The following is a 25,821-nucleotide window of genomic DNA, read 5'->3' on the forward strand; positions in this document are numbered from 1 at the left end:
ACCGCCAACGATGGCGGCGGTGCGTCCGGGCGCGTGATAGTTCGTTGATGACCGAGCCACAGGTTTTGCGCCGCGAGTTCTCCCTCTGGTCGGCGTTCGCGTTCGCCTTCGCATTCATCTCGCCGATCGTCGCGCTGTACGGGATCTTCGGGTTGGCGTTGTCGGCGGCCGGTCCGAGCTTCTGGTGGGGCTTCGGGCTGGTGTTCGCGGGCCAGTTCCTGGTTGCGCTGGTGTTCGCGATGCTGGTGTCGCGCTGGCCTTTGGAGGGATCGATCTACCAGTGGTCACGCCGACTGCTGGGCACCACCTACGGCTGGTTCGCGGGCTGGGCCTACATGTGGACGCTGGTCATCGCGATGGCTACCGTGGCCCTCGGCGCGGCCGGCTTCACCGCCAACATCTTCGGTGTCGAGGAGCCCTCGGGGACGACGCTGGCGCTCATCGCGCTGGCCATCCTGCTGGCCGGCACCGCGGTCAACCTGGCCGGTCGGCAGGCACTGAAGATCTTCATGGTCGGCAGCATCATCGCCGAGGTCATCGGCTCGGTGGTGCTGGGCACCTGGCTGCTGCTGTTCCATCGGCAGAACTCGCTGTCGGTGCTGTTCACCGGTGGTGGCCCCGAGGTGGACATCTGGACCTGGCTCAGTGGGCCGTTCTTGCTGGCGGTGGCCTTCATCGGGTGGTCGTTCGTCGGTTTCGAGAGTGCCGGGTCGATCGCCGAGGAGGTGCATGAACCGCGCCGTTACCTGCCCAAGGCCGTGCTGTTCTCACTGGTCTTCATCGCGCTGGTCGTCGGGTATTCCAGCCTCGCGATCATCCTGGCCATCCCCGACCTCGACGCCGTCGCCGCGGGTGCGGTCGGTGACCCGGTATACGAAACCCTCACCGTCGCACTCGGTCACGGCATCGCGCGCCCGGTCGAGGTGATGTTCGTCATCGGCTTCCTGGCCAGCTTCCTGGCGCTGCAGACCTCGGCGTCGCGGGTCATCTGGGCCTATGCGCGCGACGGGGCGTTGCCGGCCTCGGCCGTGCTGTCCCAGCTGCGCGGTCCGGCCCGCATCCCGGTGGTGGCGATCGGGGTCACCACGGTGGTCGGCGCCGCCCTGTTCGGCCTCAGCATCGTCGCCGGGGATATTTACTCGCTGATGGTCAACTTCACCGCCGGCGGCTTCTATCTGGCATTCCTGTTCCCGCTCATCGGGTTCCTGGTCGTGCTGGTGCGTCGGGCATGGACGCCGGCCAACTTCTCGCTGGGCCGGGCCACCCTGCCCGTCGCCGTGGTGGCCGTCGTGTGGACCGTGCTCCAGTTCGTCAACATCGCTTGGCCGCGAGTGGCTTTCGAGCAGCGCTACCTGGATTGGTCGGTGTGGATCGGTATCGCGGTGCTGCTGGTGCTCGGCACCGCGATCCTGGCAGGAGTGCGCTCGCGTATCGTCGAAGCCTCGGTGATCGACGAAGTGGAATCCCGTGACGAATTGGCAGACGTCCATGAGTGACGCGAGCCCGGTGGCCGTCGTCACCGGCGCCGCCAGCGGTATCGGCGCTGCCGCGGCCGGGGCGCTGCGCCGGCGCGGATACCGGATCGGTGCGTTGGACCTGTCGGCCGGTGCGGACGCCGATCATGCTGTGGCCGTCGATGTTTCCGATCACGGCGCGGTGGCCGATGCGGTCGCCGAGATCCGTTCGACTCTGGGCCCGGTGGCCGCGCTGGTGACCTCGGCCGGCTACTACGAGACGGGGTTGATCGACCAGATCGATGCGGCGGCCTGGCGGCGCATGCTGCGGGTGCACCTCGGCGGGTTGTTCAACGCGACGCGCGCGTGCCTGCCCGACATGCTGGCGGCCGGATCGGGCGCGGTGGTCGCGGTGGCCAGTGAACTCGCCGTCGGCGGTGGTGACCAGGAGAGTCATTACGTCGCGGCCAAGGGGGCGATCATCGGTCTGGTCCGCAGCCTGGCCGCCGAGGTCGCCGGATCCGGGGTGCGGGTCAACGCCGTCGCGCCAGGGCCTACCGACACCCCGCTGCTGGATGCCGATTCCCCATGGCGGGCACAGGAGTATCTGGACACTCTGCCGCTGCGCCGGCTTGCCACCCCCGCCGAGGTGGCCCGCTGCGTCGAATACCTGGTCTGTGATGCGACGTTCAGCGTCGGCGATGTCGTCAATGTCAACTCCGGAGCGGTGATATGAGCAGGGTCGCGCTGGTCACCGGTGCGGCGCAGGGGATGGGCGCGGCGCACGCGCGCCGGCTGGCCGGCCGGGGAATGACGGTCGCCATCAACGATATTCGCCCCGGCGTTGAGCTGGACGCGCTGGCCGAGGGTATCGGCGGATTCGCTGTTCCCGGTGACGTTTCCGATCCGGGGGAGTGTCTGCGCATCACCGACGCGGTGGCGCAGCGCACCGGCCGCCTCGATGTGTTGGTGGCCAACCACGCCTACATGACGATGGCCCCGCTCCTAGAGCACGACGAGCAGGACTGGTGGCGCATCGTCGAGACCAACCTCGGTGGCACCTACCACCTGATACAGGCCGTGCTGCCGCACATGCGGGCCAGGGCCGAGGGGCGCATCGTGGTGATCGCCAGCGAATGGGGTGTCACCGGATGGCCGATGGCCACCGCGTATGCGGCCGCCAAATCCGGGTTGATCGCGTTGGTCAAGGGACTCGGCCGTGAACTGGCGCCGGAGGGGATCATCGTCAACGCCGTCGCGCCGGGGGTCACCGATACCCCGCAACTTCAGGTCGACGCCGATGCCGCGGGAATCGACCTGGCGGACATGCACGCCCGGTATGCGGAGGGAATTCCGTTGGGCCGCATCGGTCGACCCGATGAGATCTCGGCCGCGGTGGAACTGCTCGCCGACTTCGAGCTGGCGGCCGTCGTCGGGCAGATCATCTCCTGCAACGGCGGATCGACCAGGAGCAGAGCATGACGGAAAGGCAGCCGGTGGACGGCCAGGACAGATACGTGCGGTCGGCGTCGGGCCATGTCGGGCAGGTGAACGCACAGCAGGTCCCGCGCTACGCCGGGCTGGCGACCTACGCCCGCCTGCCGCAGCGCCATGAGGTGTCGCGGTACGACATCGCCGTCGTCGGGGTGCCGTTCGACAGTGGGGTGACCTACCGGCCCGGGGCTCGGTTCGGTCCCGCCGCCATCCGCGAGGCGTCAAGGTTGCTCAAGCCCTACAACCCCGCACTGGATATCAGCCCGTTCGCGCAGGCGCAGGTTGTCGATGCCGGGGATATCGCGGCCAACCCGTTCGATATCGATGCCGCGGTCGACGAGGTGCGCGAGGGTATCGCTGCCCTGCTGACCACCCCGCAACAACGGGTACTGACCTTCGGTGGTGATCACACCATCGCACTGCCCGCGCTGCAGGCCGTCAATCGGGTGCACGGTCCGGTTGCCCTGGTGCACTTCGACGCCCACTTGGACACCTGGGACACCTACTTCGGCGCGCCGTGTACGCATGGCACGCCTTTTCGCCGGGCTGCCGAGCAGGGTCTCTTGGTCAAGGGACATTCCGCGCACGTCGGGATCCGCGGATCGCTCTATGATCGAGCCGATCTGCTCGACGACGAGTCGTTGGGATTCACCATCGTGCATTGCCGCGATATCGATCGGATCGGTATCGACGGTGTCATCGAACGGATCCGAGAACGGGTAGGTGAGCATCCGGTCTACGTCTCGATCGATATCGATGTTCTCGACCCGGCGTTCGCGCCGGGGACCGGTACCCCGGAGATCGGCGGGATGACCAGCCGGGAACTGGTGGCCATCCTGCGGGCGATGCGCGGTCTGCAGATCGTGGGCGCCGATATCGTCGAGGTGGCACCGGCCTATGACAGCGCCGATGTGACGGCGGTGGCCGCGGCCAATATCGGGTATGAGCTGATCACCCTGATGGCCGAAGATGTCTGAGTTCGGTCCGGGCGAGCGCAGCGACGGGAAAATGCCCTGGCCTGTCGGGAAAGTGGCGGCTGCGGCCTTCACCTTCGACGTGGACGCCGAATCTGCGGTGCTGTGGGGCGACGAAACGGTTGCCGCCAGGATGAGTGTGATGAGCCATCAGGCCTACGGCCCGCTGGTGGGTATGCCGCGGATTCTCGATCTGTTGGACCGGCATCAGATCCGGTCGACGTTCTTCGTGCCGGGGCATACCGCGCATCGCTATCCCGAGGCGGTGCGGTCGATCGTGGCGGCGGGGCACGAGATCGCCCACCACGGGTATCTGCACGAGCAGCCGACGGCGCTGACGTTGGAGGAGGAGATCGAGGCGCTCGACCGCGGACTGGAGGCGCTGGCCGAGGTTGCCGGGGTGCGCCCGAGTGGCTACCGCGCGCCGATGTGGGATCTGTCCTGGCGGACACCGGAACTGCTCGCCGAGCGCGGATTCCTGTACGACTCGTCGCTGATGGATTCCGACCATCCTTACGAGCTGGCGGTGGGGGAGCGGTCGCTGGTCGAGATCCCGATCCAGTGGGCACTCGACGATTGGGAGCAGTACTGCTACCTGCCGGACATCTATAGCGGAACCATCGAGAGCCCGCGCAAGGCCCGCGAACTGTGGCAGCTGGAGTTCGATGCGCTGCGGAGCGCCGGCGCGTGCTGGGTGTTGACCAATCACCCGTTCCTGAGCGGGAGGGCTTCGCGCGCAGCCGAACTCGGTGACCTGATGCGCTACGTCGTGGCGCACACCGACGTGTGGACGGCGAGTCTGGGTGAGATCGCCGAGCACGTGCGCACGCTCGGGTTGACGCCGCGCACCATCACCCGCCCCTGACATCAGCCACGCGGATACAGCAGCTCCAGCTCGCCTAGATGGGCCGCGACGGTCAGCAGTGGCAGCGCCGCCGATACGGCGAGTTCGTCGCGGGTGTTCTCGGCGCGCAGCGCCAATACGAAATCATCGCTGATCGGCGGCCCCGACAGACCCTGCTCGCATACTGCAGCGGCGTGCTCTTCGAGCAGTTCCCGCGCTCGTGGGTACACCCCGAGCGGCGGTGGCATGACATCGGCGATCAACTCGGCGGCCGCACGCAGCCGGACCACCCGATTGGCCGCACGCACCGTGGGGGCACGCCGGTCGGCATGCCCGCCGTTCTCCGAAAGATACTGTCGCAGCGTGTCATCGAGTATCCGACTGGCCTCAAGGGCGCGGCGGCTGAGCGTGAAGACACGGTTGTCGGCCGTTTCGGAAGCACCCCGGATGACCCGCAGCACACCGGCTTTGAGCAACTCGGCACCGGCGGCGTGGGCCCGGCCGACAGCCTTGCTGACCTGGGTGGACGCGCCGCGGGGCCACAGCAGCACCGATACGGCGACACCCACGAGCGCCCCGACCACGACATCCTCGACCCGGATCAATCCGACGGCCCACCCCGACGGCTGGATCAGGTTGAAGATGATCAGCACCATCATCGTGAACGCGGCCTGGCCGGCGACGAACGAGGCGACCTCGGGTACGAAGGCCGAACCGAAGGCCACCACCGGCAACAACATCCACATGACGACGGGATCGACGCCCACCAGTTCGATGACCGCCACCCCGATGGCGAAACCCAGTGCCGTCCCCGCCACGGCGCGCAGCACCCGGGTACCTGTGGTCAATGCGCTGCTGCGCAGCACTGACAACGCGCCGAGCACCACCCAGAACCCGTGCTCGACCGGGAACACGTGGGTGACCGCGACGGCCAAGGCCAGACCCAGGCCGGTGCGCACGCTGTTGCGCACCACGAGTGCGCGCCCGGCCAGGAATCCCTTGGTGATCTGCGCGACGGCGGTGGTCTCGGGCATCACCCAGTCCGCCGCGCCGGTGCGGGGCAGGCCCCGGCCCAGCACACGCGCCCAGACCGGCCGGGCATCGGCCAGCGCGGCGTTGCGGATGATGCGCCCGGTGACCCCGACCGTCGCCGAGAACGTTCGGCGGCCCAACAGGCTGCGCCCGACCTCGACGGCGGTCTCGTCATCGGGTATCGCCAGAATCTGCTCGATGTCCTCGCGGTAGCGGCCCTGCGCGACCTTGCGCAGTTCGTCGAGGGCGGTGCTGAGTTCGGCACCCCGGGTGGCGCGCAGCCGAGGATCGGAGATCTGTAGGACCGCCGCGCAGTCGCGGAGCACCGCGACGATGGCCGGCCGCATATCGCCGAGTGCCGCGCCGGTGTGGTCGGTGATCTGATCGGCCAGCCACCCGAGGTCGTCGACGACGCGGACCAGCGCCCGGCTGCCCGCCGTGAGGGCGACCGGCCGGAAGTCGGCGTTGACGAAGTTGGCCCATAGGGCGTTCATCGCGCGGGTGACATCCCTGGTCGACCCCGCCCCCTCCAGACAGTCGGCGAGTGCGCGGCACACTCCCGCCGCGTGCCGGCGCAGGTCGTCGTGATGCCGCGGCGGGAACAGGAACAACGCCGCGGGCACACACACGGCCAGCGCGACCAGCCAGCCGGTCAAGCGTTCATCGATGGGCCCCGGCGGGGTGCAGGCGGGAAGCACGAAGGTCAGCAGGGTGGCACGCTGCCCGGCGGCGATGGTTTCGCTGAGCACCCCGCTGAACATCACAGTCATACCGAGCACGAACATCAGCCCGACGCTGAGCCACGGGTACGGCGCGACCAGCGTGCCCGCGGTGATCAGCACCGCACCGTTGAATCCGAGGCCCGCGTAGGCCAGCGCGCGGGCCTCCCGGTTCCCCGGGAAGTCGGTGATGATCAGCAGCGCGACGGAACCGAAGATGGCGAACATCGGGGCCTGGCTGTCGCCGGCGACCAGGAAACTGGCGGCCGCGGCGAGGGGCACGACGATCGCGGCCCTGGCGGCTCGGCGCAGCGCGTCGTACTCGGGGTCGCGCTGCTGTAGCCAGTCCAGGATCCGCATCGGTGACGAGTGTCTACGACGAATCGGTGACGCCGCGCTTCATGAAGACGCCGAGCAGACCCGGCGCCACGCTGTCGATCGCCTTGGCGGTCACCGCCATGCGCGGGGCGATACGCACCGGCCGGGTCTTCGCCGCGGTGACCATCCAATCGGCGGCCTCCTCGGCAGACAGTCCGGGCATGGCAACGAACTCCTTGGTCGGCTCGATCATCGGCGTCTTCACCAGCGGGTAGTACAGCGTCGTCGAGTGCACGCCCTTTCCCGACCATTCGGTCTCGGCCACCCGGCTGATCGCGGTCAGCGCGGCCTTGGAGGCCTGGTACGCCCCGAACAGCGGGGAGGATTCGTTCATCACACCCCATGTCGAGACGTTGATGACGTGGCCGTCGCCGCGGGCGATCATGCCGGGCACCAGGGCACGCATCAGCCGCAGCGGGGCGTAGTAGTTGAGCGTCATGGTGCGCTCGAGATCGTGCCAGCGGTCCAGCGACTCGATCAGCGGGCGGCGGATGGACCGGCCGGCGTTGTTGATCAGGATGTCGATGCCGCCGTGGCTTTCGAGGGCTTTGGCGGCGAGCGCGTCGACGGCGTCCAGATCGGACAGGTCGGCGGTGACCGCCTCGGCGATACCACCGTTGTCACGGATCTTCGCGGTGACGGTCTCGAGCAGTTCGGCACGGCGGGCCACCACGATGACGCTGGCACCCAGCTTGGCCAGCTTGAGCGCCGACGCCTCGCCGATCCCCGACGACGCTCCGGTGATCAGGATGCGCTTGCCGCGCAGTTCGACCTCGGGGCCGCGGCCCAGGTACTCGGTCAGTGGGGGCCGCATGCTGGTCAACAGCACCGCGTCCGAGATCCGGCGCAGGGGGTTCTTGCTCACCGCGACAGTCTAGATTTCGGCGCGCTGACGCTCGCTCACCGAGCGTCAGCGCGCCGAAATCGCAGAGAGAATGGTCGCGATGACACGGTCGGGGTACTCCGAGAGGTCCAGCCAGGTGAAGCGCAGCACCTGCCAGCCGTGCACGATCAGGTAGTTCTGCCGACGCCGGTCGTTGGTGAACGCGTCCGGGTCACTGTGAAAGGCCCAGCCGTCGACCTCGATCGCGATCATCCGTTCGGCAAAGGCGACATCGACGAAGTACGGCCCCGCCGGAAAGTTGGCCCGCCAGCCGGTGATGTCCGCCTGCCGCAGCAGCTTGATCAGCAATCGTTCCGCGGCGGATCGAGAACCGTCCGCCGCGGCCAGGAGCAAGCGCCGCGCTGCCGGTGCACCGTAGCGACCCTTGTTGCGCGACTGCGCACGCCACAGATCACGCAGCTCGGCGTCGCCCTGCAGGGCACGGTCCATGATGCGGGCGCCACCGCCCCGACGCACCGCCGCCTCCACGATCGTGAGCGGGCGCGCCGTCAGGGGAAGGCCACGGTGCACGGCGACATCGGCCGGGTCGAGGTCACGGCGACGAACGCGGCTGCCGGGGTGGGTGCGCCCATGGCTGTTACGGGGCACGGTGACCTCGGCGACCGCCGGCGGGTACTGGGTGAATCCGTACCACCATGCGGCGGCCAAGCCACTGGCGACCGCGCCATCGCCATAACCCCAGACCGCGGCACGAATGCGGGCAGCATCGGTGAACGGGCGGTCGTCGACGAAGTACACCCCCTGTGAACACCGCCGCCAGATACCGGAATCGATGCGCCTGCGCACGGCCTGCGGGCTGAGCCCGCACCGGCCGGCTTGGGCGAGGGTGATGACACCGTCGTGGTCGCGCAGATAGTCCTCGAGCACAGGACTTTGGACGCAGGCGCGCTGCGTCCGGTTCCATCCCCGACGATTTCGGCGCGCAAACGCTCGCTCACCGAGCGTCAGCGCGCCGAAATCGTCAGAAGTAGCGGGGGAAGCCGCTCCAGTCGGGATCGCGCTTTTCCAGGAACGCATCCCGGCCCTCCACGGCCTCGTCGGTCATATAGGCCAACCGTGTTGCCTCACCGGCGAACACCTGCTGGCCGACCAGCCCGTCGTCGATGAGGTTGAAACCGAACTTCAGCATCCGGATCGCCTGCGGGGACTTGCCGTTGATCTCGGCAGCCCACTGCAGGCCGGTGCTCTCCAACTCATCGTGGTCGACGACCTCGTTCACCGCACCCATCTGATACATCGTTTCGGCGTCGTAGGCGCGGCCGAGGAAGAAAATCTCGCGGGCGAACTTCTGCCCGGTCTGGCGCGCCAGGTAGGCGCTGCCGAACCCGCCGTCGAAGCTGCCCACGTCGGCGTCGGTCTGCTTGAAGCGGGCATGCTGGCGGCTGGCCAGCGTCAGATCGCAGGTGACGTGCAGGCTGTGCCCGCCGCCGGCGGCCCAGCCGTTGACCAGGCAGATGACGACCTTGGGCATGAACCGGATCAGGCGCTGCACCTCCAGGATGTGCAACCGGCCTGCCCGCGCCGGATCGACCGTCTCGGCAGTCTCGCCGTCGGCGTACTGGTACCCGCTGCGGCCGCGGATGCGCTGGTCACCGCCGGAGCAGAACGCCCAGCCGCCGTCCTTGGGTGACGGGCCGTTGCCGGTCAGCAGGATCACCCCGACATCGGGAGACATCCGGGCGTGGTCGAGCACGCGGTAGAGCTCGTCGACGGTGTGCGGACGGAACGCGTTTCGCACCTCCGGGCGGTCGAAGGCCACCCGCACCGTCGGTTGCGGCTTTCCGTCGACAACGTGCCGGTGATAGGTGATATCGGTCAGCTCGAAGCCGGCGACCGGCTGCCACAGCGCAGGGTCGAAAGTCATTCCCCGACTGTATTCACGGTGTTTCGCCGAAGACAGTGCGGGGTACAAAGCGCGGCGACGAAGTGTTTGGGGCGTGATTCGGCGCCATGACAAGGAGGACACGATGAGGCGTACAGCGGCGGCATTGATGGCGGCTGGTGCGGCGACCGCGATGTTGGTCGGCTGTTCACCGTCGGTCACCGGTGGTGACACCGCGTGCAAGGACTTCACCGGTGCCGATGAGAAGACCCAGAACGAGGCCGTCACCAAGATGCTCAAGGACGAGAAGGGATCCGACCCGCAGCAGGTCGAGATCAGCGGCACCCGGCTGGCCGTTCAGACCTGGTGCCAGACGTTGGGCACCCCGGATTCCAAGATCAAGGAGGCTCCGCACCTGTAGCGGAGCCGGGTGGCTGATCACCCCTCAGTCGGAAACGGCGGCCCTGTTCGCAGGGCCGCCGTTCTGCTGTTCGACGCCTCAAGGCACGGGAACGCCACGCCGGCGGTAGCGTGCCGACCATGAAGTCGACCGGTGGCCGCCTGGGTCGTGGCGCCCGCATTCTGGTGGTCCTGGCCGTCATCGCGATCGTGATGGTGTGCAGCGTCGGTGGATTCCTGGCCAGCCGCTCCTACACCGAGCAGGCCTCGGTTCCCTTCGGCACCGAGGACGCCGACAGCCCCGACGTCGTGCTGATGTCGATGTACATCACCCGGGTCGACGTTCATGACCAGTCGATGACGGTGGAACTCGATGTCAGCGACGATCCCGTCGGCGGCGTCAGCGACGGGCTCACCGAGTACATCACCGTCGAGACCAACTCGCGCCGCTCCAGCGTCGTGAAGTTCAGCGAGGGCGACCGGTTCCACACCGTGATCCAGGAGTTCGCCATCGGTGGCAGCAGCACCGACTTCCCGTTCGACACCTACCAATCCTTCCCGGCCATCCAGGTCCTGGGTGCCGACGGCGCACCGCTGCCGCTTGAGGTGACGGTGTCCAACGGTGACGCGTTCTTCGCGGTGACACCGACCCTGTCACCCGACCAGGGCTGGCTGTCACTGACCCTGAAGGCCGAACGCAGCGTGCCCACCATGGTTTTCGGCGTGTTCATCATGGTGCTGATGCTGGGCCTGGCGGCCTCTGCCGCGGTGCTGGCCTCCTACGTGGTGCGCACCCGCAGGGGTGTCGAGTACGGCGCGTACTCGGTGATGGCCGCGTTGCTGTTCGCGATGGTCCCGCTGCGCAACGCCATACCCGGCGATCCGCCGATCGGGTCGTTGATCGACTTCTCCGCGTTCTTCATCGCCGAGGCGGTGATCGCGGTCTCGCTCATCACCAGCGTCGTCGTCGGGTACCGCAACCAGTTGTCCGTCGACTCGCGGTAGCCGCCCCTACAGCGTGATGCCGTGTGAGCGCAGCGCGGTGCGCAACCCGTCGGGACGCGCAGCGGTGGGAAGCGGGTCCACCAGGGCGAAGGCGCAACCCACCTCGCGTGCGCCGCCGTCGGCTTCCTCACTGTCGCCGACCATCAGGGTCTCTTCGGCGTCCACGCCGAGCCGCTGCAGCGCGGTCGAAAAGATCGCCGGATCGGGTTTGACGACACCGACCTCGAATGACAGCACATATTCGTCGGCCCCGGTGCCTGCGGCGGCCAGCGCAGGTCGCAGGTCGAAGGCGATGTTCGACACGACGGCCGTCTTGATCCCGTTGCCGCGCAGACCGTTCAGCACCGCCGTGGTGTCGGGGTACGGCGTCCAGGAGGCCGGGTCGACGAGCTTCGGGTACAGGGCCGCCGCATCCTCGCCGGTGAGACCGGACTCGCGCAGCACGTGCAGATACGCCTCGCGGTGCAGATGCGGTTCCAAGTCCCGGTTGGCCCAATTGTGTTGCTGCTGAGTGTTCATGGGCACCGTGCTTCCGGTCGGTGCGGTCACGCGACGCATCAACTCGGCCTGCACGTGACCCTGCACCGCCTGTTCGTCGACGGTGATGCCGTCGAACCAGTCGTCCTGTTCCTCGAGGCGGAACAGGGTGCCGGAGAAATCGAAGAGTACCGCGCGGATCATGGGCCGTCCTTTTCTCAGAAGTGGTCGGGGATGGCGGGGGCCACCGGCCAGCCGAAGCCGACGGCCGCGCGGTGCACCGCCCCGGCGGTCAGTTCCTCGACCAGACCCGCTGCGGCGAGTCGGGCGAGGCTGATCCCACCGAGGTACACCGCGCCGAGGTCACGCACGCTGAGAGCGATATCGGCAGGCGCATCGGTCTTTTCGCAGTGTGCGTCGTCGGCGTCGCCGCGAAGTCGGTACCGACCGCTGTTCCACGGGCAGAACTCGTCGCGCACGTCCAGAACTGTATCCACCGGTGCGGCGTACCGGCGCAGCGCGAGTGCCCGCTCGACGTCGACGAGCCGGACGAAGATGCCGTCGGCGATCTCGCAGCGCAGCGCTCGGCTGTCGGCCACCAGCGCGCGCAGCGGTTCGTCGACCGCGGCGTCCTTGACGATGACGCGTCGAACCAGGTCGATCTCCAACAGGAATCGCCAGACCCTGGCATAGGCACGCGGATTGGTGGCGCGGACCTCCTCGACGTGCACCTCTCCGGTGGGGCCGGTGGCATCCCACGACGACTTCGTCCGGTACAGAGCGAATCCGCTTGGCGTACCGTCAGATTCACGGTGCAGGGCGAATCTGATGCTACCGCTGTCCTTGCGGCGCTCGTCATTGTCGAAGACCTGGTAGTCCCACCACGGACGCGGCCGATCCATCCGGCCAGGCAAAGCGGCCACCGCCCGGTCATAGATCGCGGGTCCGACGTCCAGCAGTGTGTCGACGTCGATCTGCGACACGGTGCCTGCCCCGAGATCGACGTCGGGGCGGAAACCGAGATCACGCACCGGGCCGGACAGCGTGGCGTTCTGGCTCGCCAACCCGTACCCGAAACGGCCATAGATCGTCGTCTCGGAGGCGAACAGCATCGCCACCGCCTCGGTGCCGCGGTCACGGATGGTGTTCAGTTGGTGACGCATCATCCGGGTCAGCAGCCCGCGGCGGCGATGGTCGGAGGCGACGCTGACACCGGTCACCGCGGCCACATCGGTGCGTTCACCGCCGGGCAGCACCACGTTCTTGCGGTAGTCCCCGGCGGTGGACACCCATCGGGTTCCGTCGTGAAACCCGAACATCCGATCCAGATCGGTGAAGGCACGTGCGAGTCTGATGTCGTCGGGCTGGGGGTCCTCCAGGAAGGCCCAGGCCATCGCGGTGTTGAAGTCCTGGTAGTCGGTCTCGTCGCGCAGGGCGCGCAGGGTCAGCTCGGGCACATACCCATGTCTACCGTGACGGGGTGATCGGGCGCGCGTCATTTTCTCGCCCGCCGATCTGCCTAGATCGGCACGACCACCTCGTTGCGGCGCCGGAAGGGCAGCGTCCAGGGCGGATCGTAGAACCAGGCGATCGGCTCGCCCGCCGGTTCGATGCCGTTCGCGCCGAGTGTGTCGACGAGATCGGCGGCCTGTTGGGCGACGGCGGCCGGGCTGCGGTCCCCGGTGAAGCGGATGACCGCGACGGTTTCGGGCGGCACGGACACCAGGTCGACGTCCGGGTCGTCGGGCTCGGGCAGGGTTTCCAGCGTCCACTCCGACGGCATGAAGAACCGGATGGTCCAGCCCTCTTTCGCGCTGCCCTGCTGGCTCACCGGCGCGGTCATGGCGATCTCCTGTGAACCGCCCTGCTGGCTCACCGGGGCGGTCATGGCGATCTCGGTACTGCGTTGGTTGCCGCCGAAGATGTAGGACGCCAGCTTGCGGAATCCGGCGTTCAGGGCCCGTTCGCGGTCGCCGGTGACGGTGGTCTGCGCCGCGATGCGGCGGCCGTACCGCCTGATCTCGACGTTGCCGGTGAGCGGGCGGCTGATGTAGCGCGGTTCCTCCACGGTTCGAACGCCCACCAACGACGGCACCGATTCGACGATCTGACCTGCCAGTTTGACGAGATTCACGGCCACGCTCCTTCCTGATGAAGGTATTCGCGGCAGATCGGGTGACGGATGGGTCGACCGCCGATCAGCTTTCACCGAACTCGTCGGCCTCGGCCCGGAAGAAGAACATGCTCACCACGAAGCTGGTCAGCGACAGCAGGCCGACTCCGAAGGTCAGACCGATGCGTTCCAGGCCGAAGGCTCCGATGGTCAGGGCGAACCCGATGATCCCGATCATCGACAGGAACAGCGCCCCGGTGCTCAATGCCTCGGAGGAGGCGGGGCGGGAGGCGACTGCGACGCGGTCGTCCATCGTCGGGGTTCCTATCTCGGGATGCCTACGTTGTCAGCGCATCTGTACCCCGGAGCGCCCCGCCCCAATCCTCGACGGGAGAACTCAGCCGACCGAGCGGCCCGCACCCTCCCAGAACTGCGCACGCACCGCCTTCTTGTCCGGCTTGCCCAGCGCGGTCACCGGCACCGAATCCACCACGACCACCTGCTTGGGCACATGCACCGAACCCTTGCGCTCCTTCACCGACGCCTGGATCTCGGCGATCATGACGTCCACCGCGGACTCGTCGGACGCGGCATCGGGACGCAGCACCACCACCGCGGTCACCGCCTCGCCCCACTTCTCGTCCGGCGTGCCGATCACGCACACCTGGGCCACCGAAGGATGTTCGGCCACAACGTCTTCGACCTCACGCGGGAACACGTTGAAGCCGCCGGTGACGATCATGTCCTTGGTGCGGTCGACGATGAAGTAGAAACCGTCTTCGTCCTCACGGGCCAGGTCGCCGGTGTGCATCCAGCCGTTCTTGAACGTATCGGCGGTGGCCTCCGGCAGATTCCAGTAGCCACCCGACAGCAGCGGGCCCGCCACGCAGATCTCGCCGACCTCACCCTGGGGCACCGGGGTGCCGTCCTCGCCGAGCAAGGCCACCTTGGCGAACAGGGTGGGCCGCCCGCACGAGGTCAGGCGCTTCTCGTCGTGATCCTTCTTGGCCAGGTAGGTGATCACCATCGGCGCCTCGGACTGGCCGTAGTACTGGGCGAAGATCGGTCCGAACCGCCGGATCGCCTCGGCCAGGCGCACCGGGTTCATAGCCGAGGCGCCGTAGTAGACGGTCTCCAGCGACGACAGGTCGCGGGTGTGGCTGTCGGGGTGGTCCATCAGGGCGTAGATCATCGACGGCACCAGCATCGTCGCGGTGATCTTCTGTTCCTCGATCACCCGGAGTACCTCGGCCGGATCGAACTTGGTCAGCACGATCAGCTCGCCGCCCTTGACGATCACGGGGGTGAAGAACGCGGCGCCGGCATGCGAGAGCGGCGTGCACATCAGGAACCGCGGATTCTCCGGCCACTCCCATTCGGCCAGCTGCACGGTGGTCATGGTCGTGATCGACTGCGTCGTACCCATCACGCCCTTGGGCTTGCCGGTGGTGCCGCCGGTGTAGGTGAGACCGCCGATGTGATCGGCAGGCAGGTCGGCGGCGACCAGCGGCGTGGGGTCGTACTTGGCAGCCTCGGCGCTCAGGTCGACGGCCTGCACGCCGGCTTCGGTCAGCTCGGCGGGGACGGGCCCGATGGTCAGGACCTGCTGCAGCGACGGGACCTTCTGCATCAGTCCGATCGCTCGTTCGACGAACATCGGCTGCGGGTCGATGATCAGCGAGGTGACCTCGGCGTCGGAGAGCACGTAGGCGTGGTCGTCCAGCGAACCGAGAGGGTGTAGTGCCGTGCGGCGGTAGCCCTGGGTCTGGCCCGCACCGATGATCATCAGCACCTCGGGACGATTCAGGGAGAGCAGGCCGACCGCCGCCCCTGTCCCGGCCCCGAGGGCCTCGAAGGCCTGAATGTACTGGCTGATGCGGTCGGCGAGCTCGCCGCCGGTCAGCGTCGTGTCACCGAGGAACAGCACCGGCCGGTCCTTGTGGCGCTTCAGCGCGCCCACGGTGAGGTGGCCGGAGTGCAGGAAATGGCGCAGCTGGGAGTCGCTCATGACATCAGATTAGAACGTGTTACAGATTTAGTTTCAAGGTCCGGTGTTCACTGGAGGGGTGAGCCAGAACCTCGAGCTGCGACGCGCGATCCTGTCGCTGGCCCGGGAGCGGGGGCCGGACAAGACCATCTGCCCGTCGGATGCCGCGCGTGCCGTCGGCGGTGAGCGGTGGCGCGACCTGATGGAGCCGGCCAGGGATATCGCCCGCGACCTGGCGCGCGACGGTGTGGTCGAGATCAGCCAGCGCGGCACGGTCCTCGACCCGGACGCCGGCTGGCGCGGACCGATCCGGATCAGGGCCATCGGCTGACCCGCGGCGGCCGAGTCGTTCGTTTCACCCGGAGACGGCCCGGTCGGGCTCTAACCTTGGCCCATGTCAGGCCTCGATACGCCGGCCGATCTGGTCATCACCGGCACCATCCTCACCGTCGACGATGCCCGCCCGCAGGCGCGCAACCTGGCCGTCGTCGGGGGTCGGATCGCCGCCGTCGACCTCGCCGAGGACGAATTGCAGACCTGGATCGGGCCCGATACCACCGTGCTGTCGGTCGGCGACGGGTGCGTGTTACCCGGTTTCATCGAGGCGCACGGCCATCCGTTGATGGAGGCGGTGGCGTTGTCCGAGCGGATGGTCGACATCCGGCCGGTGACGCTGCCCACCGCCGAGGAGGTGGTGGCCGCCGTACATGCCGAGGTCGCCCGCCGCGGTGCCGATGGCGCATACCTGAACGGCTGGGATGCTTTGTTGCAGAAGGGTTTACCCGATCCGACGCTGCAGTGGCTGGACAGTGTTGCCCGTACCCCGCTGGTGATCATGCACAACTCGGGCCACAAGGCGTTCTTCAACAGCGCGGCGGCCCGCATGGTCGGGATCACCAGGGACACACCCGATCCCAAGGGGGCCCGTTACGGCCGCGACGCCGACGGCGAGCTCGACGGCACGGCCGAGGAATCCGCCGCGGTGTTCCCGCTGATCGGCGGGGCCATCGCGGCGGCCGACTACCCGGCGATGCTGCTGGCCGAGTGCGATCGGCTGAACCGGGCGGGCCTGACGACCTGTTCGGAGATGGCCTTCGACCCGATGTTCCGGCCCGTGCTGGCGGCAATGCACGACCAGCTGACGGTCCGGCTGCGGACCTATGAGATGTCGACGGCCGATCTGCACACCGATGCCCAGCCGTTCGACGGTGACGATCTGGTGCGTCAGGTCGGTATCAAGATCTGGGTGGACGGGTCACCGTGGATCGGCAACATCGATCTGAGCTTTCCGTACCTGGACACCGAGGCCACCCGCACCATCGGTGTCGTCCCGGGCTCGTGCGGGCATGCGAACTACACCCGCGAGCAGCTGGCCGAGATCGTCGGGACGTTCTACCCGCAGGGCTGGCAGATGGCCTGTCATGTGCAGGGTGACCACGGGGTCGACACCATCCTGGATGTCTATGAGGAGGCCCTGCGCGCCCATCCGCGCGATGATCACCGCCTGCGCCTGGAACATGTCGGGGCCATCACCGACGCGCAACTGACGCGCGCACATGCCCTGGGGGTGACCTGCAGCCTGTTCGTCGACCAGCTGCACTACTGGGGCGATGTCATCGTCGACGGGCTCTTCGGTCCCGAGCACGGCGAGCGGTGGATGCCATGCGGTTCGGCGGTGGCCACCGGTATGCGCATCTCCCTGCACAACGACCCGCCCGTCACCCCCGAGGAGCCGCTGCGCAATATCAGCGTTGCCGTGACACGCACGGCCCCGAGCGGACGGGTGCTCGGCCCGCAGGAGTGCCTGACCGTCGAACAGGCCATCCGCGCCCAGACCCTCGATGCCGCTTATCAGCTGTTCGACGATGAGCGGATCGGCTCCATCGAGGTCGGCAAGTACGCCGATCTCGTTGTGCTGTCGGCAGATCCACGAACGGTCGACCCGGAGGCGGTGGCCGATCTGGAGGTCAGGGCCACCTATCTGGCGGGTAGGCAGGTTCACCCGAAGCCCGCGTGAGCCCGCACGTGCCCGGTCCGAGAGTCCGCCGCTAGCATGAGTGCCCTGCTTTCACCTGGGAGGAACGCGATCGCGTCATCGTTTGAGTGCCCGCCGCTGGATGACCTGCTGGAGCGCCTGCACGTCGTCTCGCTACCGATGCGGGTCCGGTTTCGCGGCATCACCGTCCGCGAGGTCGCACTGATCGAAGGGCCGGCCGGCTGGGGCGAGTTCGGCGCCTTCACCGAGTACGAGCCGACCGAGGCCGCGCACTGGCTGTCCTCGGCCGTCGAGGCCGCCTACCGACCCGCACCCGTCCCGCATCGTGACCGCATTCCCGTCAATGCCACCGTGCCTGCAGTGCCCCCGGAACAGGTGCCCGAGGTGCTGGCGCGATTCCCCGGTGCCCGGACGGCCAAGGTGAAGGTCGCCGAACCCGGACAGTGCCTGGCCGATGATGTCGCCAGGGTCGAGGCGGTGCGGGCACTGGTGCCCACCGTGCGCGTCGACGCCAACGGCGGATGGAGTGTCGCCGAGGCGGTGGCCGCGGCAGCCGCCCTCGGCGAGCTCGAGTACCTCGAGCAACCGTGCGCCACGGTCGAGGAGCTGGCCGAGGTGCGCCGCCAGATCGACACCCCGGTCGCGGCCGATGAGTCGATCCGTAAGGTCGTCGACCCGTTCCGGGTCGTGGCGCTCGGCGCCGCCGATATCGCAGTGGTCAAGGTGGCGCCGCTGGGTGGTGTGCAGCGGCTGCTGGTGATCGCCGCGCGCATCGGCATCCCGGTGGTGGTGTCCAGTGCACTGGACAGCGCGGTGGGCATGTCCCGCGGGCTGCTGGCCGCCGGGTGCCTTCCGGAGCTGCCGTATGCGTGCGGGCTGGGAACCGGGGGATTGTTCGTCGAGGACATCGTGGATCCGGTGGCACCGGTCGACGGCCGTCTTCCGGTCGGTCCCGTGGTCCCGGACCGCGCGCGGCTGACCGCCCTGGCGGCACCGCCGGAGCGACGGCAGTGGTGGATCGAGCGGGTGCGGCGCTGTCACGCGCTGCTGTGACCGGCCGACGCTGTGACCGACCGTCTGCAGACCCATCATCGGGTCAGAACCCTCGGGAATCGTTGCGGCCGAACAGCTTCTGTACCACCCACTGATTCAGCGACACCCTTTGTTCGGTCGCCTCGACGGCGAGCAGGGCGTGCAGTTCCGGCGAGATGCGCAGCACGAACCGCCCGCTGTATTCGCGGTCGGTGAGCGACTCCGGTGCGATCCAGCCGTCGGCCGTTGCGGCCGCGACGTCCTCTCTGACGATCTTCTCGATCGCCGCGATGGCTTCGCCCGCCGTCTCCCCGTGTTGCCGCAGTCCCGGGGACTCCAGACAGGTCCCGACACAGGACCCCGTGGCGGGCGACCACATCGCCCGGTACGTGTATTCGGTCATGCCGGCAGCATGGTCCCGGCATCCGACATGTCCTGATCTGTGGGATGCGTGGCGTAGACGACGCGGGGTCGGGCCGGTGACGATGAGGGCGTGACGCGATCGGTGGTGATCCTCGGGTTCGACGGTGTGCAGGCATTGGACATCGCCGGCCCGTTCGACGTGTTCACCGGCGCCAACCTGCAGTTGGTCTCGATGGGTCGCCCGGACCGCTACGACGTGCGGTTGGTGTCGCTGGACGGATCGCCGGTCCGCACCATGACGGGCTTGGAATTCGGCGCGGCGGCGCTGCCCGAGACCGCCGCCATCGACACGTTGATCGTGCCGGGAGGGTTCGGCACCGAGACGGTGCGCAAGGACGCCGCGACGGTGCAGTGGATCCGCGCCGTGGCCGAGACCGCACGCCGGGTCGTCACGGTGTGCTCGGGGGCCTTCCTCGCGGCCGAGGCGGGCCTGCTCGACGGATGCCGGGCCACCACCCACTGGGCTGCCGCCGGCCACCTGGCCGACCAGTACCCCGGCGTGACCGTCGACCCCGAACCCATCTTCGTCAGGAGCTCGGAGCAGGTGTGGACCGCCGCCGGTGTCACCGCGGGCATCGACCTGGCCCTGCATCTTGTCGAGGACGATCTCGGCACCGATGTCGCGCAGACGGTGGCCCGCTGGCTGGTGCTCTACCTGCGTCGCCCCGGCGGGCAGACCCAGTTCGCGGCACCGGTGTGGGCGCCGCGGGCCAAACGCCAACCGATCCGCGAGGTGCAGGAGTTCATCGAGGCCGAACCCGGCGCCGTGCTCAGCATCGGCGAACTCGCGCGGCGCGCGGCGATGAGCCCGCGACACTTCACCAGGGTGTTCACCGAGGAGGTGGGGGAGGCGCCGGGCAGCTATGTCGAACGCATCCGCACCGAGGCCGCCCGCCGCCAACTCGAGGAAACCGATGACACCGTCACGGTCATCGCCGACCGGTGCGGCTTCGGCAGCGCCGAAACCCTGCGCCGCAATTTCGTTCGACGCCTTGGCATTTCACCCGACCAGTACCGCAAGTCATTCGCCTAGGAGGCAAACATGCAGATCGCCATCGTGCTCTACCCCGGATTCACCGCCCTGGACTTCATCGGTCCGTACGAGGTGCTGCGCTGGCTGCCCGACGCCGAGGTGCGCTTCGTCTGGCATGAACCGGGACCCGTCGTCGCCGATTCCGGCGTCCTCGTCATCGGTGCCACCCATTCGTTCGACGAGACGCCCGGCCCGGACATCGTGCTCGTCCCCGGCGGATTCACCACGATGGAGCACGCCCGCGACGAGCGGGTCCTGGACTGGCTGCGCCGCACCCACCAGAGCACCACCTGGACCTCCTCGGTGTGCTCGGGCTCGGTGCTGCTGGCCGCCGCCGGCCTGCTGGACGGCAAACGGGCCACCTCGCACTGGGCCGCCGTGCAGTCGTTGCGCGCATTCGGCGTGACGCCGGTGGGCGATGAGCGCATCGTCCGGTCCGATGAGCGCATCGTGACGTGTGCCGGAGTGTCGGCCGGTATCGACCTCGGACTGTGGCTGGCCGGTGAGATCGGCGGAGAAGCCAAGGCCAGGGCCATCCAGCTGTCCATGGAGTACGACCCGCAGCCGCCGTTCGACTCCGGGCACATGTCCAAGGCCTCGACTGCCACCAAGGCCGCGGCCACCGCGCTGATGGCTCGCGAACTGGCCAGCCCACCTGCGCTGAAGGCGACCGTGGGCCTGCTCTGGGATCACGCAATCAGGAGAGCTCGCAGCCGCAAGTAGGCTCGAGCAAATGAATCTGGCATATGTCGACAAGGGCGGCACCGGCGAACCGGTGCTCTTCATCGCCGGCCGGGGCGGGGCCGGACGCACCTGGCACCTACATCAGGTCCCGGCGTTCCAACGGGCCGGCTATCGCGTCATCACCTTCGACAATCGCGGCGTCGGCGCCACCGAGAACGCCAGCGGATTCACCACCGAACAGGTGGTCGCCGACACCGCCAACCTCATCACCAAGGTCGTCGGCGGCCCCGTGCGGGTCGTCGGTGTCTCGATGGGTTCGTTCATCGCCCAGGAGCTGATGGTCTCGCGCCCCGAGCTGGTCAGCCAGGCGGTGCTGATGGCCACCCGCGGCCGCCACGACAAGGCGCGCGAATTCTTCAACAAGGCCGAGCGCGACTTCCACGGAGCCGGGATCACCCTGCCGCCCAGCTACGACGCGAAGATCCGGCTGATGGAGAACTTCTCGCCCAAGACCCTCAACGACGACCGGGCGGTGCTGGACTGGGCCGAGATGTTCACCATGTGGCCCACCAAGTACACCCCGGGGCTGAAGAGTCAGCTGGCCATCGCGCCCGAGGTCAACCGGCTGCCTGCCTACCAGCACATCAAGGTGCCGGTGCTGGTGATCGGTTTCGGCGATGACGTGCTGATGGCCCCCCACCTGAGCCGCGAGGTCGCCGACGCCATTCCCGGCGGGCGGTACCTGGAGATCCCGGATGCCGGGCATCTCGGGTTCATCGAGCATCCGGAGACCGTCAACGAGGCGATCCTTGAATTCTTCGCCGAAGCCAAGACTTAGGCTGTTCGAGTGAACGCCTCGACGATCCAGGCCCGCATCGTCGTCGACGAATTGATCCGCGGCGGTGTCCGCGATGTGGTGCTGTGCCCCGGATCACGCAATGCTCCACTGGCGTTCGCGCTGCACGATGCCGACCGGGCGGGCCGGATCCGGCTGCATGTGCGCATCGACGAACGCACCGCGGGCTTCCTGGCGATCGGGCTGGCGATCTCGGGACAGGCACCCGTGCCCATCGCGATGACCTCGGGCACCGCGGTGGCCAATCTCGGTCCGGCGGTGGTCGAGGCCAACTATGCCCGCGTGCCGCTGATCGTGCTGAGCGCCAACCGGCCCTATGAACTGCTCGGGACCGGTGCCAACCAGACGATGGAGCAACTCGGTTACTTCGGGTCCCAGGTACGGTCCAGCATCAGCCTCGGGCTCGCCGAGGGACCGGGCGGAGATTCCGGCGACATGGCCGCGCTGAACGCCCAGTGGCGCTCGGCGACCTGCCGAGTACTGGTGGCGGCCAAGGGTTCTCGCAGCGCCAACGCCGGACCGGTGCACTTCGACATTCCGCTGCGTGAACCGCTGGTGCCCGACCTCGACGATGCCACGCCGACACCCGAGGGCCGGCCCGACCGCCGCTCCTGGACCCACACCCCGCCGGTCACCTTCGACCAGCCGCTGGACATCGATCTGAGTGCGGACACCGTGGTGATCGCCGGGCACGGCGCCGGGGTGCACCCGAACCTGGCGGGGCTGCCCACCGTCGCCGAACCGACGGCACCCGCGGCGGCCAACCCGCTGCACCCGTTGGCGCTGCCCCTGCTGCGGCCCGCCCAGGTCATCATGCTGGGCAGGCCCACCCTGCACCGCACCGTGTCGGCGCTGTTGGCCGATCCGGCGGTGCCGGTGTTCGCGCTCACCACCGGCCCGCGCTGGCCCGATGTGTCGGGTAATTCACAGGCCACCGGTACCCGCGCGGTCACCACCGGCACACCGGACCCGCAGTGGTTGCAGCGCGCCGGCGACCTGCACCGCCGCACACTGGAAGCGGTGCGTGCCCAACTGGCACAGCATCCGCACACCACCGGGCTGCATGTCGCGGCGGCGGTTACCGCAGGCTTGCGCGACGGTGACCAACTGGTGCTCGGCGCCTCCAATCCGGTCCGCGACATCGCGCTCGCCGGGTTCAACCAGCCCGGGGTCAAGGTGCGCTCCAACCGGGGTGTCGCCGGGATCGACGGCACCATTTCCACGGCCATCGGCGCGGCGCTGGCGCACGAGCGCAGCGGTAGCGGAACCACCCCGTTGAAGACCGTGGCGCTGATGGGCGACCTGACTTTCGTCCACGACAGCTCGGGGCTGCTGATCGGCCCGACCGAACCGGTCCCGCGCAACCTGACCATCGTGGTCTCCAACGACAACGGCGGCGGCATCTTCGAACTGCTCGAGCAGGGCGATCCGCGGTTCTCCGATGTCTCCTCCCGCGTGTTCGGGACCCCGCACGATGTCGACATCGCGGCGCTGTGCCAGGCCTATCACGTGCCCAACCGGCAGGTCGACGTCGATTCGCTGACCGAGGCGCTGGCCGAACCGATCGAAGGCATGCGGGTGTTGGAGGTCAAGGCGGACCGCACCTCGCTGCGCGCGCTGCATGCCTCCATCCGGGCGGCCCTGCAGTGACGTTCCGCGCGGCGCTCGCCGAGTTGTGGCGCCGGATGCCACGAATGTTCGGTGACGGCACCGAAACTCGCCGGCAGCGCGTCATCCGCCGGGTCCGGGTCGGCATCGTCATCGCGGCCTGTGTGGTGACGTTCCAGTCGGTGCTGCTGGTCCTGGGCGCCTGGGAGAACGACCGGCGCATCGAGAGCGATATGGGGGTCGCCGCCGCCGAGGTGCTCGACGCGGGGCCGCGCCGCTCGACGATCGAATTCGTCACGCCGGACCGCGTCACCTATCGGCCCGAACTCGGCGTGCTCTATCCCTCCGAGCTGGAACCCGGGATGCGGATCTACGTCGAATACGACCGCAGCGACCCCGATCTGGTGCGCGTGCAGGACCGTAACGCCGCGCTGGCCATCATCCCGGCCGCCTCGATCGCGGTACTGGGCTGGTTGATCGCCGGGGCCGCGTTGTTGGTCGTCGCCGTCGTCGCGCGCCGCGTCGAGGGCGACGAGCCCGTCGGCGAACAGACCGGTGGTCAGGCCGGTGGTCAGGCCGAGGACATCAGTTTGTCGAGCCAGTCCGCGTCGTAGATGTCGACGGTCTCGTCGGTGTCCAGGTTGTACACCGTCGGGGTGCCGGTATACATCGGGTCGACCAGATACAGCAGGTCGTAGTTCGCGGCATCCATCTCGACGGCATCCACGGCGGTCTCGCCGCGGGCGATGCCCTCCACCACATCCCCGGGTAGTCCCGCGGCATCGGCCTTCTGGGCGATCTCGTCATCGTCGGGTCCGCGGCCGGAGGGGTCCTGATCTGCCCACAACGCCTCGACGAATGCCTGGAATGCCACCGCGGGGGAGTTCCGCTTCGATGCCGCCACGAACAGCGCATTGCTGACCCGGGCCGAGTAGCCGAAATCGGCTGTGTCCAGAAAGGTCATCGGGCGATAGGTGACGGCGAGCTGGCCGAGGCCGATGTAGTGGGCCAACCCGTCACCGACATCGCGCTGCAGGTCCGCGCAGTGCGTGCATTGCGGCTCGGCGAAGATCTCGATCTGAACCGGGGCGTCGGCGAATCCGGCGGTCAGGCCGTACCCGTCCTCGCTCACCTGGGTCAGCGGCGCGTCGGGGTCGGCCTCGGCGCTGCCCTGGATCTGCTTGGTGCAGCCCACACCGGCCAGCAGCGTCAATCCGGTGAGCACGGCCATCATTCGACGCACGCCGACCACCGTACCGCTGACGTGGTGTTCGCATGCCGGACGCCCGGACGCAACCGTGTGGTCAACCGTTGCTGCCACAGTCAGGTCGTGCGCGTTGCGATCGTTGCCGAATCCTTCCTCCCGAATGTCAACGGCGTCACCAACTCGGTGCTTCGGGTGATCGAGCATCTGCGCCGCACCGGACACGAGGTGCTGGTCATCGCGCCGGATTCGCCGCGCGGGCAGCCGCCGGCGGACCGGGTGCACGACGGCGTGCGGGTACATCGGGTGCCCTCGCACATGTTCCCCAAGGTCACCTCGCTCCCGCTGGGTGTTCCGCGGCCGCGGATGGTCGGTGTGCTGCGCGGCTTCGATCCCGATGTCGTCCACCTGGCCTCTCCTGCGTTGCTCGGCTGGGGTGGCGTGCACGCGGCCCGCCATCTCGGTGTGCCGACGGTCGCGGTGTTCCAGACCGATGTCGCCGGCTTCGCCGAGAGCTATGGGGTCGGCGTGTTGTCGCGGGCATCCTGGGCGTGGACCCGCAGACTGCACAGCAAGGCCGACCGAACCCTGGCCCCGTCCACCTCGGCGATGGAAAACCTTGCCGCCCATGGTGTCCCACGGTTGCACAAGTGGGGACGCGGGGTGGACATCGGCGGCTTCGTGCCGTCGGCGCGTGATGACGCACTGCGTCGGCGTTGGTCGCCCGCGGGTAAGCCGGTGGTCGGTTTCGTCGGCAGGCTGGCCCCGGAGAAACATGTCGAGCGGCTGGCGGTGCTGGCCGCCCGTGACGATCTACAGGTGGTCGTCGTCGGCGACGGCGTGGACCGGGCCAAGCTCGAATCACTGATGCCCACGGCGGTGTTCACCGGCGAGTTGCGGGGAGCCGCGTTGGCCGCCGCCTACGCCAGCATGGACGTGTTCGTCCACCCGGGCGAGCACGAGACGTTCTGCCAGGCGGTCCAAGAGGCCATGGCATCCGGGCTACCGGTGGTGGCACCGAATGCCGGTGGTCCGCGCGACCTGGTCGTCCCGATGCACACCGGGCTGCTGCTCGACGTCGACGATTTCGCGACGCGGCTCACCGATGCGGTCGACCATCTGATCGCCGAGCGGCCCCGCTACTCGGCCGCGGCCCGACGCAGCGTGCTGACCCGCACCTGGCCCGCGGTCTGCGATGAGCTGCTCGGACATTACGAAGAGGTCATCGGGACCCGGCGCAGTCGCGCCGCCTGAGCCGCACCGATCTCGACTCGCCAGCCCCCGGGGTCTCACCTCCATTCCCGGCGAACGTGCGTGTCTGCGGCCCAACACGCGCACTTCGGTGTGGAGTTTCCGGACGCTCGTCGCGATCGAAAACTTCTG

Annotated in this window: 27 protein-coding genes; 16 read left to right on the forward strand and 11 right to left on the reverse strand. The window is 68.3% G+C overall.

Going from position 1 to position 25,821, the window contains the following annotated elements; genetic code table 11:
- The first annotated feature begins 47 nt into the window (after positions 1-47).
- Genes G154_RS10020 through G154_RS10040 form a run of 5 tightly spaced genes read left to right on the forward strand, consistent with a single transcriptional unit; the run spans position 48 to position 4,787 of the window.
- Positions 48-1,496: an amino acid permease gene (locus tag G154_RS10020; protein WP_019513872.1), complete on the forward strand. Its 1,449-nt coding sequence runs from the start codon at positions 48-50 to the stop codon at positions 1,494-1,496.
- Positions 1,489-2,190 (forward strand): SDR family NAD(P)-dependent oxidoreductase, encoded by a 702-nt coding sequence (locus tag G154_RS10025; RefSeq protein WP_019513873.1) that lies wholly within the window; start codon positions 1,489-1,491, stop codon positions 2,188-2,190. Before G154_RS10020 ends, G154_RS10025 begins: the two co-directional genes overlap by 8 nt.
- The gene (locus G154_RS10030) at positions 2,187-2,936 is read left to right on the forward strand and encodes an SDR family NAD(P)-dependent oxidoreductase (protein WP_019513874.1); all 750 of its coding nucleotides are present in this window, start codon (positions 2,187-2,189) and stop codon (positions 2,934-2,936) included. Before G154_RS10025 ends, G154_RS10030 begins: the two co-directional genes overlap by 4 nt.
- Positions 2,933-3,925 carry an agmatinase gene (gene speB / locus G154_RS10035; RefSeq protein WP_023985287.1) on the forward strand — a complete coding sequence of 331 codons (993 nt, stop codon included), beginning with the start codon at positions 2,933-2,935 and terminating at the stop codon, positions 3,923-3,925. The genes G154_RS10030 and speB overlap by 4 nt, the downstream gene beginning before the upstream one ends.
- Positions 3,918-4,787: a polysaccharide deacetylase gene (locus tag G154_RS10040; protein WP_019513876.1), complete on the forward strand. Its 870-nt coding sequence runs from the start codon at positions 3,918-3,920 to the stop codon at positions 4,785-4,787. The genes speB and G154_RS10040 overlap by 8 nt, the downstream gene beginning before the upstream one ends.
- Before the next feature lie 2 nt (positions 4,788-4,789).
- On the opposite strand, the gene G154_RS10045 is transcribed toward G154_RS10040, so the two are convergent.
- From G154_RS10045 to G154_RS10060, 4 genes are all read right to left on the reverse strand, one after another.
- Positions 4,790-6,877 (reverse strand): FUSC family protein, encoded by a 2,088-nt coding sequence (locus tag G154_RS10045; protein ID WP_019513877.1) that lies wholly within the window; start codon positions 6,875-6,877, stop codon positions 4,790-4,792.
- Between the two features lie 13 nt (positions 6,878-6,890).
- A complete protein-coding gene (locus G154_RS10050) occupies positions 6,891-7,760 on the reverse strand; it encodes an SDR family oxidoreductase (protein WP_019513878.1) in 870 nt (289 codons plus the stop codon).
- A gap of 45 nt (positions 7,761-7,805) precedes the next feature.
- The gene (locus G154_RS10055; protein WP_019513879.1) at positions 7,806-8,666 is read right to left on the reverse strand and encodes a DUF559 domain-containing protein; all 861 of its coding nucleotides are present in this window, start codon (positions 8,664-8,666) and stop codon (positions 7,806-7,808) included.
- A gap of 94 nt (positions 8,667-8,760) precedes the next feature.
- On the reverse strand, positions 8,761-9,663 hold the full coding sequence (locus G154_RS10060; RefSeq protein ID WP_019513880.1) for a 1,4-dihydroxy-2-naphthoyl-CoA synthase: 903 nt from the start codon (positions 9,661-9,663) through the stop codon (positions 8,761-8,763).
- Positions 9,664-9,766: 103 nt separating this feature from the next.
- Here G154_RS10060 and G154_RS10065 point away from each other — a divergent pair, with 103 nt between their 5' ends.
- Both G154_RS10065 and G154_RS10070 read left to right on the forward strand, forming a co-directional pair.
- Positions 9,767-10,042 carry a hypothetical protein gene (locus tag G154_RS10065; RefSeq protein WP_023985289.1) on the forward strand — a complete coding sequence of 92 codons (276 nt, stop codon included), beginning with the start codon at positions 9,767-9,769 and terminating at the stop codon, positions 10,040-10,042.
- A 119-nt stretch (positions 10,043-10,161) separates the two neighbouring features.
- The gene (locus G154_RS10070; RefSeq protein WP_019513882.1) at positions 10,162-11,025 is read left to right on the forward strand and encodes a DUF4436 family protein; all 864 of its coding nucleotides are present in this window, start codon (positions 10,162-10,164) and stop codon (positions 11,023-11,025) included.
- 6 nt (positions 11,026-11,031) lie between these two features.
- Here the strand turns inward: G154_RS10070 and G154_RS10075 are convergent, their stop codons facing one another.
- The 5 genes from G154_RS10075 to fadD8 form a co-directional block, all read right to left on the reverse strand.
- Entirely contained in the window at positions 11,032-11,706 is a 675-nt protein-coding gene (locus tag G154_RS10075) for an HAD family hydrolase (RefSeq protein ID WP_019513883.1), read from the reverse strand.
- A gap of 14 nt (positions 11,707-11,720) precedes the next feature.
- Positions 11,721-12,959: a GNAT family N-acetyltransferase gene (locus tag G154_RS10080; protein WP_019513884.1), complete on the reverse strand. Its 1,239-nt coding sequence runs from the start codon at positions 12,957-12,959 to the stop codon at positions 11,721-11,723.
- Positions 12,960-13,021: 62 nt separating this feature from the next.
- Positions 13,022-13,636, reverse strand: a complete 615-nt coding sequence (locus G154_RS10085) for a heme-binding protein (RefSeq protein WP_023985291.1) — start codon at positions 13,634-13,636, stop codon at positions 13,022-13,024.
- Between the two features lie 64 nt (positions 13,637-13,700).
- Positions 13,701-13,928 (reverse strand): hypothetical protein, encoded by a 228-nt coding sequence (locus tag G154_RS10090; RefSeq protein ID WP_019513886.1) that lies wholly within the window; start codon positions 13,926-13,928, stop codon positions 13,701-13,703.
- Positions 13,929-14,012: 84 nt separating this feature from the next.
- A complete protein-coding gene (fadD8, locus tag G154_RS10095) occupies positions 14,013-15,623 on the reverse strand; it encodes a fatty-acid--CoA ligase FadD8 (RefSeq protein WP_019513887.1) in 1,611 nt (536 codons plus the stop codon).
- A 58-nt stretch (positions 15,624-15,681) separates the two neighbouring features.
- On the opposite strand from fadD8, the gene G154_RS10100 reads away from it, so the two are divergent.
- The 3 genes from G154_RS10100 to G154_RS10110 all read left to right on the forward strand — a co-directional run bounded on the left by G154_RS10100 (position 15,682) and on the right by G154_RS10110 (position 18,651).
- Positions 15,682-15,933, forward strand: coding sequence for a DUF3253 domain-containing protein (locus tag G154_RS10100; protein ID WP_019513888.1), 252 nt, complete (start codon positions 15,682-15,684; stop codon positions 15,931-15,933).
- 63 nt (positions 15,934-15,996) lie between these two features.
- Entirely contained in the window at positions 15,997-17,619 is a 1,623-nt protein-coding gene (locus G154_RS10105) for an amidohydrolase (RefSeq protein WP_019513889.1), read from the forward strand.
- A gap of 36 nt (positions 17,620-17,655) precedes the next feature.
- A complete protein-coding gene (locus G154_RS10110) occupies positions 17,656-18,651 on the forward strand; it encodes an o-succinylbenzoate synthase (protein ID WP_045546370.1) in 996 nt (331 codons plus the stop codon).
- Between the two features lie 43 nt (positions 18,652-18,694).
- Here the strand turns inward: G154_RS10110 and G154_RS10115 are convergent, their stop codons facing one another.
- A complete protein-coding gene (locus G154_RS10115; protein ID WP_019513891.1) occupies positions 18,695-19,033 on the reverse strand; it encodes a type II toxin-antitoxin system HicB family antitoxin in 339 nt (112 codons plus the stop codon).
- Between the two features lie 90 nt (positions 19,034-19,123).
- On the opposite strand from G154_RS10115, the gene G154_RS10120 reads away from it, so the two are divergent.
- The 5 genes from G154_RS10120 to G154_RS10140 are packed head-to-tail and all read left to right on the forward strand — an operon-like array spanning position 19,124 to position 23,848.
- Positions 19,124-20,086, forward strand: coding sequence for a GlxA family transcriptional regulator (locus G154_RS10120; RefSeq protein ID WP_019513892.1), 963 nt, complete (start codon positions 19,124-19,126; stop codon positions 20,084-20,086).
- Positions 20,087-20,095: 9 nt separating this feature from the next.
- Positions 20,096-20,809, forward strand: a complete 714-nt coding sequence (locus G154_RS10125; RefSeq protein WP_019513893.1) for a DJ-1/PfpI family protein — start codon at positions 20,096-20,098, stop codon at positions 20,807-20,809.
- Between the two features lie 10 nt (positions 20,810-20,819).
- On the forward strand, positions 20,820-21,608 hold the full coding sequence (locus tag G154_RS10130) for an alpha/beta fold hydrolase (RefSeq protein WP_019513894.1): 789 nt from the start codon (positions 20,820-20,822) through the stop codon (positions 21,606-21,608).
- Between the two features lie 9 nt (positions 21,609-21,617).
- A complete protein-coding gene (menD, locus tag G154_RS10135; protein ID WP_019513895.1) occupies positions 21,618-23,276 on the forward strand; it encodes a 2-succinyl-5-enolpyruvyl-6-hydroxy-3-cyclohexene-1-carboxylic-acid synthase in 1,659 nt (552 codons plus the stop codon).
- Between the two features lie 35 nt (positions 23,277-23,311).
- The gene (locus tag G154_RS10140) at positions 23,312-23,848 is read left to right on the forward strand and encodes a DUF3592 domain-containing protein (RefSeq protein ID WP_045546430.1); all 537 of its coding nucleotides are present in this window, start codon (positions 23,312-23,314) and stop codon (positions 23,846-23,848) included.
- On the opposite strand, the gene G154_RS10145 is transcribed toward G154_RS10140, so the two are convergent.
- The gene (locus tag G154_RS10145) at positions 23,806-24,468 is read right to left on the reverse strand and encodes a thioredoxin domain-containing protein (protein WP_031601324.1); all 663 of its coding nucleotides are present in this window, start codon (positions 24,466-24,468) and stop codon (positions 23,806-23,808) included. The genes G154_RS10140 and G154_RS10145 overlap by 43 nt on opposite strands.
- 96 nt (positions 24,469-24,564) lie before the next feature.
- Between G154_RS10145 and G154_RS10150 the strand changes: the two genes are divergently transcribed.
- Positions 24,565-25,692 (forward strand): glycosyltransferase family 1 protein, encoded by a 1,128-nt coding sequence (locus tag G154_RS10150; protein ID WP_023985294.1) that lies wholly within the window; start codon positions 24,565-24,567, stop codon positions 25,690-25,692.
- Positions 25,693-25,821: the final 129 nt, after the last annotated feature.

The sequence above is a fragment of the Mycobacterium sp. VKM Ac-1816D genome (assembly GCF_000416385.1).
Classification (GTDB): Bacteria; Actinomycetota; Actinomycetes; order Mycobacteriales; family Mycobacteriaceae; genus Mycobacterium; species Mycobacterium neoaurum_A.